The sequence below is a fragment of the Bradyrhizobium sp. UFLA05-125 genome, from assembly GCF_059803515.1.
In genome coordinates, this window is record NZ_JBANBJ010000001.1 from 671222 (window position 1) to 681217 (window position 9996).

General features: G+C 62.1%; 12 protein-coding genes. 6 read left to right on the forward strand and 6 right to left on the reverse strand.

The window, feature by feature from the left end; genetic code table 11:
• Positions 1-40 precede the first annotated feature (40 nt).
• From glnP to SO156_RS03375, 5 genes are all read left to right on the forward strand, one after another.
• A complete protein-coding gene (gene glnP, locus SO156_RS03355; protein WP_498533813.1) occupies positions 41-697 on the forward strand; it encodes a glutamine ABC transporter permease GlnP in 657 nt (218 codons plus the stop codon).
• Positions 694-1422 carry a glutamine ABC transporter ATP-binding protein GlnQ gene (gene glnQ, locus SO156_RS03360; RefSeq protein WP_458145060.1) on the forward strand — a complete coding sequence of 243 codons (729 nt, stop codon included), beginning with the start codon at positions 694-696 and terminating at the stop codon, positions 1420-1422. The genes glnP and glnQ overlap by 4 nt, the downstream gene beginning before the upstream one ends.
• The gene (locus SO156_RS03365; protein WP_498533814.1) at positions 1412-2470 is read left to right on the forward strand and encodes a C45 family autoproteolytic acyltransferase/hydrolase; all 1059 of its coding nucleotides are present in this window, start codon (positions 1412-1414) and stop codon (positions 2468-2470) included. Before glnQ ends, SO156_RS03365 begins: the two co-directional genes overlap by 11 nt.
• A gap of 15 nt (positions 2471-2485) precedes the next feature.
• Positions 2486-3403 (forward strand): MurR/RpiR family transcriptional regulator, encoded by a 918-nt coding sequence (locus SO156_RS03370; RefSeq protein WP_458145058.1) that lies wholly within the window; start codon positions 2486-2488, stop codon positions 3401-3403.
• A gap of 80 nt (positions 3404-3483) precedes the next feature.
• Positions 3484-3984 (forward strand): peptide deformylase, encoded by a 501-nt coding sequence (locus tag SO156_RS03375; protein ID WP_498533815.1) that lies wholly within the window; start codon positions 3484-3486, stop codon positions 3982-3984.
• A 98-nt stretch (positions 3985-4082) separates the two neighbouring features.
• Here SO156_RS03375 and SO156_RS03380 read toward each other — a convergent pair whose 3' ends face one another.
• From SO156_RS03380 to SO156_RS03405, 6 genes are all read right to left on the reverse strand, one after another.
• A complete protein-coding gene (locus SO156_RS03380) occupies positions 4083-4646 on the reverse strand; it encodes a hypothetical protein (protein WP_458145056.1) in 564 nt (187 codons plus the stop codon).
• A 667-nt stretch (positions 4647-5313) separates the two neighbouring features.
• On the reverse strand, positions 5314-6099 hold the full coding sequence (locus SO156_RS03385; protein ID WP_458145055.1) for an amino acid ABC transporter ATP-binding protein: 786 nt from the start codon (positions 6097-6099) through the stop codon (positions 5314-5316).
• 8 nt (positions 6100-6107) lie between these two features.
• Complete coding sequence (locus SO156_RS03390; RefSeq protein WP_498533816.1) at positions 6108-6758, reverse strand: amino acid ABC transporter permease; 651 nt, start codon at positions 6756-6758, stop codon at positions 6108-6110.
• Positions 6755-7420: an amino acid ABC transporter permease gene (locus SO156_RS03395; RefSeq protein ID WP_458145053.1), complete on the reverse strand. Its 666-nt coding sequence runs from the start codon at positions 7418-7420 to the stop codon at positions 6755-6757. Before SO156_RS03395 ends, SO156_RS03390 begins: the two co-directional genes overlap by 4 nt.
• A gap of 18 nt (positions 7421-7438) precedes the next feature.
• A complete protein-coding gene (locus SO156_RS03400) occupies positions 7439-8281 on the reverse strand; it encodes a transporter substrate-binding domain-containing protein (RefSeq protein ID WP_498533817.1) in 843 nt (280 codons plus the stop codon).
• A 128-nt stretch (positions 8282-8409) separates the two neighbouring features.
• Positions 8410-9381: a LysR family transcriptional regulator gene (locus tag SO156_RS03405; protein ID WP_498533818.1), complete on the reverse strand. Its 972-nt coding sequence runs from the start codon at positions 9379-9381 to the stop codon at positions 8410-8412.
• Positions 9382-9519: 138 nt separating this feature from the next.
• Between SO156_RS03405 and SO156_RS03410 the strand changes: the two genes are divergently transcribed.
• Positions 9520-9996 (forward strand): NAD(P)-dependent oxidoreductase (locus SO156_RS03410; protein WP_498533819.1); only part of this gene is annotated, 477 nt, incomplete at its 3' end.

The window sequence follows — 9996 nt, forward strand, 5'->3', positions numbered from 1 at the left end:
CATGCTTTAGCCGGCGCGCCTTCCCTAGAGGAATGCTCTCATGGATTTCGAGTGGTCGGTTATCTGGCAGGCCCTGCCTGAGCTCCTGAAGGGTGCCCGCCTCACCGTGCTGATCGCGCTGGCCGGGCTCGCCGGCGGCCTAGTGATCGGCTTCGCGGCCGGCCTGGCGCGCGCCTACGGCGATGCCGTCCTCAACGCCATAGCCTTCGCCTATGTCGAGCTCATCCGCGGCACGCCGATCATCGTGCAGGTGATGTTCATCTATTTCGCGTTGCCGATCCTCGCGAATGTCCGCATTTACCCGCTCGCGGCGGCAATCATGGCCATCATCGTCAACGCCGGAGCCTATATCGCCGAGATCGTGCGCGGCTCGTTTCTCTCCGTCCATAAAGGATTGCGGGAAGCGGGTCTGGCGCTCGGCCTGCCGCTCTGGAAGGTGCTTCTCTACATCATCGGCCCGCTCGCCTTCCGCCGCATGATTCCGGCGCTCGGCAACCAGTTCATCGTCAGCCTGAAGGATACGTCGCTCTTCATCGTCATCGGTGTCGGCGAACTCACGCGGCAAGGCCAGGAAATCATGGCGGCCAATTTTCGCGCCGTCGAAATCTGGTCCGCCGTGGCGATGTTCTACCTGATCATGACCGGCGCGCTCACGCTTATCCTCAGGATGACCGAAAAGAGGATGCGCATCCTGTGAGCATCGTGGAGTTCAAGAAGGTCACCAAGCGGTTCGGCCAGGTCACGATCCTCAACGAGGTCGACCTGTCGATAGAGGCCGGCGAGAAGGTCGTGCTGATCGGTCCCTCCGGATCCGGCAAGTCGACGCTGCTCCGCTGCATCAACGCGCTGGAGGAGATCAATGGCGGTGATCTCGTCGTCGATGGCATCAGCGTCAAGGCCGGCGGCCGCATGGTCCGCATGATCCGCCAGGAAGCCGGCATGGTCTTCCAGCAATTCAACCTGTTTCCGCAAATGACGGCGCTCGAGAACGTCGCCTTCGGCCCGCGCCGCGTGCGCGGCGAGTCGCGGCAGGATGCGCGAAAGCGGGCGCTGGAAATGCTCGCCAAGGTCGGCCTCGCCGACCGCGCTCACCACTATCCGAGCGAGCTGTCCGGCGGCCAGCAGCAGCGCGTCGCGATCGCCCGCGCGCTTGCCGTCAAGCCGAAGCTGATGCTGTTCGACGAGCCGACATCCGCACTCGATCCGGAACTGCGGCATGAAGTGCTGCGCGTCATGCAGTCGCTGGCCGAGGAAGGCATGACCATGATCGTGGTCACCCACGAGATGGCCTTCGCCCGCAAGGTCGGCACCAGGCTGATCTTCATGGAAGGTGGCAAGATCGCAGTCGACGGCGAGCCACGGGAGCTGCTGGCCAATCCGCAAAACCCTCGTCTGAAAGAGTTTCTGCAACATGTCGTATGACGCCGCCCGCCGGCTTTCCTTCATCGATGTCGCAGGTTCGCCATTCGATGTCGGAGCAACCCTCGGGCGCTTCGGCCGAGCGGCCCTGCAGGATCATTTCCGCACCTCTGCTGCGTGGCGCGAGCTCACGACGCGCCGCGGCGATCCCTTGCTCGGCGAGATGGCGGCCATCGTCCGGGACCGGTTTCCAAGATACTGGGCTGAGCTGCAGGGCCTCGCCGTCGGGCTGGCGCTGCCCTTCGACGACGTCTTCCTGTGGAACTGCCGCGGCGATATCTGGGCGATGGCACCGGATGGCTGCACCACCGTGCAATTGCCCGGCTCTCCGCATGTGATCGGCCACAACGAGGATGGCGACCCCGACTTTGCAGGCCACTGCGCCCTCGCCCATCTTGCATCCGAAGGAGGCACACCGTTCACCGCCTTTGTGTACCCGGGCTCGCTGCCGGGACACACATTTGCGGCCACGTCGAAGGGAGTGGTCCAGACCGTCAACAATATCAGGCCGCTGGCCGGCGGCGCGGGCACGCCGCGCATGGTGCTCGCCCGCGCGATACTCGACGCGCCGGACCTCGACGCGGCACTCACCGTGCTCAAATCCGCGCCGCGCGCCGGCGCATTTCACCTGACGTTGGCGCAAGCCGGTGACGAGCGGCTTCTCAGCGTCGAGTTCACCGCCCGGGCCCTGTCGGTCGATCGGGTCCGGACGCCGCGTGTCCATTCGAATCATCTGACCCATGCCGACACCGGGCGCATGTCGCAGATCGTCACCGGTTCGTCCGGCGTGCGACAACGGCGCGGCGAGATGCTGCTCGGCCAAACGCTCCAGTCGGAACCGCAAGCCCGCGCGCTCGACATCTTGTGGGACGCGGCCGACGCGGAATTGCCGATCTACCGCACAGACCCGGCCGATAGCGACGTCGAGAACACGCTCGCAAGCGCCGTCTTCCGGGTCGGGGCTGACAAGGTCGAGTGGTCTGTCTACGATGGAGCGCACGAAGCGGCTCGCTTCGATATGCGGGATGGGCTGGTGCCCTTCGCGGCGTGAACAGGATCTAGGGTGATGCCAGAGGAAGCCATCGCGGTGCCGCCGCGCACCATCGAGGATCTCAGGGCACTCGCGCTCTCGGTTGGCCGCGACGAGGCAGGCTTTTCGCTCGGCTCCAAAGCGCACGACGTCTTCGCTAAGCTGGTGGAAGCACCGGAACAGTCGGCGGTTCGCTCGATCTCGGAGCTTGCCGATCAGTTCGGCATCAATCCGTCGACGCTGACCCGACTGGCGAAACGTCTCGGCTTCGAAGGCTTCAGCGATTTCCAGGCGGTCTTCCGCAAGGCCATCGCGAACGAGCAGCAGTATTTCTACAGCCGCCAGGCCGGCCGGCTGATGGCCGCGCCGTCCGCCGGCAATGCCGAAGTCCAGGCGTTCGCGCAGCTGGCGCGGGAAACGGCAGCGAATGTCGACGGATTCCTCGGACAGCTGGACGGAGCCGCTCTGCAAGGGGCCACGAAGCTGCTGGCAAATGCCCGCCGTATTCGTGTCCATGGCGTTCGCCAATTCCATTCGCTGGCGAGCTTTCTCACCTATTGCCTGGGAATGGTGCGCTCGGACGTCGCGCTGCTCGACGCGCCGCGCCTCGGCGTCGCCGAGGCATTGTCACAGCTCGACCCTGGCGACGTCGTCATCGTCGCGAGCTGCGCGCCCTATACGCGCAGCGTCGCAGAGGTGGGCCGGGTTGCGGCTTCGAACGGCCAGAGGGTGATCGCGATTACGGATTCCCGGTCGTCACCGCTCGTTCCTCCTGCCGAGCATGCCTTTTTCATCCCCCACGCGAGCAGCTTCTATTCGAACAGCATGGGCGCCTATGTCGTCTTCTGTGAAGCGCTGCTCAACCTCGTCGCGCGGGAATTGGGTGACAAGGCGCTGAACTCCCTGGCGGGTCGCGAGCGGCTGATTGCGGAGATGAACATAGAGGTCGGCTGACCCGCGCGGCGGCCTGCTATGGCAGCAACGCCACCCGCGCTGCGCCGCTTTGGAATCGTCACCGTCGAGCCCCAGAGATCATGACCATCCACCCGATCGTTCGCTATCCCGACCGCCGGCTCGCGATCCCGGCACGGCCCGTGACCGTGTTCGACGACGCGCTGCGGGAGCTCGCACAGGACCTGCTCGAGACGATGCACGCGGCGCCCGGCATCGGCATCACTGCGCCGCATATCGGCATTCCCTTGCGCGTCGTGGTGCTCGAACTCGACCCAAAGGATGGCGCGCGGACCTACGTCAATCCGCAGATCGACTGGGCCTCAGCAGAGATGCTCCTGCACCGCGAAGGCAGCGTCTCGATGCCCGGCGTCAACGACGAGGTCCAGCGCCACGCCCGCGTGCGGATCAGCTATCAGGATGTCGACGGCAACATGCAGACCGAGGAGTCGGATGGGCTACGCGCCGTGTGTCATCAGCATGAGATCGATCAGCTCGACGGGGTGTTCTGGATCCAGCGACTGTCGCGGCTGAAGCGGGAGCGGCTGGTGAAGAAGTTCGAGAAGATGGCGCGGGGTTCGTAAAGCTTCGTATGGCGGGTTAGCGGAGCGCAACCGGCTCTCTTCGCCATACGTGGAGAAGCAGGGTGGATCACGCCTGCCGGCCAACCAACTAATCCACCCTACGCCCGGCTCTGAACATTGGCAATGAGCGCGATGATCTTCGGTCGGACGACGTCGATTTGATCGAGAATCTGGCGCGGCATGTGATCGGCATAGGCCCTGAACTTTTCCAGCACATCGTGGGCGGCTGAAAGACCGACCTCGCGGACATGCGAGTCCACCTTGTGCTGGGCGTCCTTGAGCTGGCTGCGGAAGCCACCGATCAGCTCGCACATCAGTTTGTCGATGGGACCAATCGACTGGCGCGGATGCAAGGGAAGACCGCCCATGGCCAGTTGCGTGTCCCGGTCCATCGGGAGGTAGACGACGTTCCAATCGTCATAAGGCAACAGGTTCATCACCCTGATCAGCCATGGGCCGAGTTCGCCGTTAAAGACCGGCTCGGAAAGCACGAAGAACGGGCGGATCGCGTTGTGGCCATGGTCTCGCAGCAGATCCTTTTCGATCCGCGTGCGGCGCGCATCCTGCGTCGCCAGGGATTGCTTCACCCTACGCGCGAACTCGGCGTCGTCGGGGATGATATTCGCGGCGTCGTTCAGCCCGAATCCCAGCGCCCGCAGCATGTCGCCATGCCGTCCCGCGAACACGTCTTCGCCGAACACCCGACGCTTGCCGTCAGAATCGACCCGCGGCTGCAACGTTGAAGAATCGATCGGTGCCTTACGCCTGCCGAACATGTGGCATTCCCACCTGTTTTCCCCGGGAGGCTATGCGAGAAAGATTAAGAAATGACGCCGCAGAAAGGTATCATTATCGTTGCTATGGCCGCCAGGTCGAGCGGGACTCGACGGCATCCTGTGCATCGTTGCCAGCACGTAGGATGGGTGGAGCGAAGCGATACCCATCAATCCCGTATTTCCTATCGCGATGGGTTTCGCTGCGCTCTACCCATCCTACGCGCTATTTCAGCGGCAGAAAAAGTTCCGCGATCGTCTCATGCTCCGGCGCCTCCGGGAAGAAGCTCAGCCGCGTGGCGCGGAGAAATGGCTAGTTCGGCAAGTATCGGAGTCAATCGACGCAGTGGACGGATGCTTAGTCAGAACGGCCTCCGCTTGGCATCTCGCCATTTTTCGCTCGATACCGTCACAATCAACAATTCCCAATCGAGCTAGGCATTGATGGTCCGGTTTCGCGCATAAACTGGCCGATACGCATGTCCGAGCTGAGACGGGATCCGGAGCTGACATGTCTTTCAGAGCCTGACTGCGCCGAAGTCTGCTCACTCTTCGATCAGTCGTAGTGACGCCCCAGAAACGCCCGCAACCTCTCGGTTTTCGGATCGGTCATGATCTCGCTCGGCGCACCCTGCTCGACGATCACGCCGCCGTCCATGAAGATGACGCGATCGGCAACCTCACGGGCGAAGCCCATCTCGTGGGTGACCACGATCATCGTCGTGCCCTCGTTGGCCAATTCTCGCATGACGCGGAGCACTTCGCCGACCAGCTCAGGGTCGAGAGCCGATGTCGCCTCGTCGAAGAGCATGACAGCCGGACGCATCGCGAGAGCCCGGGCGATCGCCACGCGCTGCTGTTGGCCGCCGGAGAGACGGGCGGGATATCGATCGGCCTTGTCGGCCATGCCGACCTTCGTGAGCATCTCCAGCGCCTGCTTCTGCGCCTCAGCTCTGTCCCGGCGCTGGACCGACAAAGGCCCCATCATGACGTTCTGAAGCACGGTCCGATGCGGGAACAAATTGAAGCTTTGAAACACCATGCCGACATGCTCGCGGTTCTTCGCAACCGCCTTCTCATCAAGCATCCGGCGGCCACCTGTGCCGTCGCTCTGATAGCCGACCGGCGCGCCATCGACCGTGATCGTGCCGTCCTCGAATGTCTCGAGGAAGTTGACGCAGCGGAGCATGGTGGACTTGCCTGATCCGCTCGGCCCGAGAACGACAACGACTTCACCGCGCCGCACGTCGAACGAGACGCCGTCCAGAACCCGATGCGCTCCGAAGGATTTCACAAGGCCGTTTACTGATACGATGACGGCAGATTCAGCGGAGGTGGTCATGGGCGGCCTCAGTGATCGAAGGAGATTTTCCGCTCGCAGTAGCTAGCGAGCAGCGAAACCGGGTAGCAAATCAGAAAGTAGATCAGCATGACGCCCAGGAAGATCTGGAAAGCCGCGAGCGTTCTCTCGACGACCTCGCGAGCTGCAAAAGAAAGCTCCCAGGCTCCGACAACCGAGGCGTAGGACGTCTGCTTGATCGCCATCAGTGAAATGTTGAGCACCGGTGCGATCGCGAGGCGAGCCGCCTGAGGCAGAATAACCTCACGCAGCATCGTCAACCGGCGCATGCCAAGGCTCTTGGCTGCGGCCACCTGGCCGGCCGGCACAGCTGCGATGGCCCCCCGCACCGCCTCTGTGACGAAGGCGCCGACGTAAACAATCATCGAGATTGTGACTGCGGAATACGCGCTGAGGCGAATTCCAAATGCCGGGAAAGTGTAAAAGCCAAGAAACATCACGACCAGCACGGGGATGCCCCGAAACACGAACACATATGCCGTGATGACTGACCGGAGGACCCGTCCTCCGCCGCTGGCGATCGTTCCAACCACCGTGCCCAGAAGCGTGCCGGCGGTGACGACCACGAACGCAAGCCACAGCGTGACGAGCGCCCCCTGCAATAGATAAGGAAAACTGCCGAAAAGGATGGAGATGCTCATCCAAGCCTCCCGGTGAAGCGCATCTCGCCGATCCGGAAGCCGATACCGACGACTGTAGTCAGGATCAGATAGAGCAGTGCAACAAGGATAAAGACTTCAAAGGACGCTCCCGAGCGTTCAATGATAACCTTGCCGGACAGCGTCAAATCGAGCACCCCGATCGCCGATACGAGAGACGTGTCCTTCACCAGGACGATTAGCTGGTTCGAGACAGGTGCCATAACTTGGATTGCGGCCTGCGGAAGAATGATCTGTCGAAAAATGGCCCAGCGACGCATGCCGATCGCCTGTCCTGCCTCCCACTGTTTAACGCCCACGGCCGCGATGCCGCTACGAAAGAGTTCTGACAGGAAGGCTGCGTGTTGAAGCGCAACGGCGAGGACACCGCAGGTGATCTCGTCCCAGAAGATTCCCAAGATAGGTAGGCCGAAGAAGAGGAGGTACATCTGGACGAGGAGCGGCGTGTTCCTCATCACTTCCACATAAGCTCGCACCAGACCGCTCAATAGCCGCCAGCCGGCGATTCGGGGCAGTGTGAGAAGAATACCGATCGCGAGAGCCGTCGGCGCCGCGAGAGCCGCGACGAGGATGGTAACGAGCATCCCGCTCCAGAGTTGCGGAAGATAGCGGGCGGCGAAGCTGCCGAACTGTGACCAATCCATCACCGCCCCCTACGCTCTTCAGTTATTGTTGAGATACCACTTTGCGTTTTTCGGCTTTTCACCGAACCATTTCTCGTAGATCGCGCTGTAGTCCGCGAAGAGGTAGCCGCCGGTCATTTCAGACACGACGAGATCGAGGTACTGCCAGAGCCTGAAGTCACCTGGCTTCATGAAGATGCCTGTGTTGACGACGTCAGTCAGGCGCGTTTCCATCACGCGCATGTCCGGATTGTTCTTGACGTACCAGGCGGCGACGGGCGCATCGAGTTGGGCGGCCTGGGCTCGTCCGAGCTTCACCGAGTTGAATTGGGAAGCGATACCGTCAAAAGTCTGGAGCTTGGCCTGCGGGAAGAGGCGCTTGGCGCGCTCCTCCTGGGTCGGCGTGGTCAGATTGGCGATGGTGACGTTTGGCTTATTGAGATCCTCCAGCGTCTTGAAGGGCGCGTCCTTCCGGACGATAAGGACGATGCCGCCGTCGATATAGTTTCGGGTGAACGCGACCCGTTGGGCGCGGTCAGCGTAGATAGTGGTCGTCTGTGCGCCGAAGTCGATCGTGCCGTTCTGGGCGTTCGGCCAGCGCTGCGCGGCGCTCTGGCGGATGAACTCGACCTTGTTGGGATCGCCGAAGGTCGCCTTGGCAATCAGCCGGGCAATGTCGATGTCGAAGCCGACCAGTTCACCCTTTTCATCGACAAATCCAAACGGCGGCGACTCGCTAGACACGCCGACGATCAGCTTGCCTCGCCCCATGATTTCATCGAGCCTGGACTTTTCCTGAGCGTGGCTCGCCCCGACCGAGAGCCCGAGGGCGCAGAATGCCGCAACCAGACCGATGACAAACCGCCGCGAAAGGCATCGCATTTCCGTGCTCCATTGGCTGTTGGAAGGTAGAAAACGTGGCATTCGGCTACGACTAGCGCTCCGCCGGGCACAGCGAAAGAACACGGCTTCTGACGGAGCACGTTAGAAATAATTACGCCACGAATGATCTAGAGGCGGCAGTTGATCGCCGCCCGCTCCAATGCGGCCAGCGCAGCCGCGACGACAGGGCGCCGGGACGTACCTTTCGGCACGGCGCTGAAGATGTGCCGGTGCAAGGCAGGCGCAAGGGGAAGAACCAGAAAGTCGGGATCCTTCTTCAAGTGATGCACCGCCAGGCCGGGCAGCACCGTCACGAAATGCCCCGTGCGTACCATCTCGAGAGTGGCGGAAATATTACGGGCGCTGCAACCAATCTTCATCTCGAAACCAGCGGCGTGGCATGCGTTGGTCAGGTTGAGCTGGTACGCGACTGCCGTTTGGTTGATCGCCCACTTCTCGTTCGAGAGATCCTTGAGTTCTATGCTCGTCAAGTCAGCCTTTGCGAAGCGGTGATCTGACGAGAGAATGGCGTTCAAGCCGTCGACATAAAGCGGGTGAAATTCGAGAGCCTGCTGATACGCATTTGCGTCCACGTAATCATCGACAATTGCAATATCGACCTGCTTGGCGACAGTCGCCTTGAGGCCTTCGGTCGGCTCGAGTTCGACGAAGCTTGCATCGATCAGAGGATGCGTCTTGTGCAGATAACCGAAGGCTCTGGGAACAATGCTTGTCGCGACGCTTCCGAAAGCGGCAAGCCGCAGCTCACCCGCGGGCGGACCGTCACTCTCGCTCAGCTCGGCCTCGATGCGATCGGCTAACTGCAGGAGCGGAGTGACGCGGTCCAGGAGTTGCTGTCCCTTGGTCGTCAGGCGCAACCCACCGGCTGAACGCTCGAAGAGGACCGCTCCCGCCTCGCGTTCAAGCAGCGCCAATTGCTGGGACACGGCCGGTCGCGTTTGGCCGAGTGCCCGTGCAACCGCCGAAATCGTGCCGAGCTCGGAAAGCTCATGAAAGAGTCGCAGCCGTGAAAGATTGAGCGCCAAACTCGCAAATCCCCTCAGACCCTCACAGTAAGAATTTCTTTCGCCTCGCGTCAATTGGACTGGTCTTCCGGGCCCTGTCGAACTGGACCTAAAACGGCCGGCATCACGCCCGTGATCCCGATCGCCGCAAGGGTGAGCTCGTGGTCGCCGGCCATTCCATCGGCCTTTTGGCCAATATCGCGAGGATTTTCGATGCCGACGATCGCCTTTCTGGGTGTTGGCCGCATGGGTTCACATATGGCGCGGCGGCTTGCCGCGGCCGGACACAAGGTGCGGGCCTACGATCCCAATACGCCGGCTGTCGCCAACCTTGCCGCGGCCGGCGTCGAAGCTGCCACAAGCCCGAAAGCTGCGGCTAACGGCGCCGATTTCATTCTGGCCAGCCTCCCCTCGCCAGCGGCCCTGCGGACGGCGGCGACGGGCGAGGATGGGATCCTCGCCGCTGCAAAGAAGGGCGCAATCGTAGTCGATTTCAGCACGGTCGATCCCGCCACCACCAAGGCAGTCGCTGCGATCTGTAACGAAGCCGGCGTCGGATACCTGGATGCTCCGGTTAGCGGTGGCGTCGCCGGCGCGGAGAACGGCAAGCTTCTCATCATGATCGGGGGCGACCAGGCCGTGTTGGACGCGACGCGCCCCGTCCTCGAGACGCTGGCGGGCAAGATCATT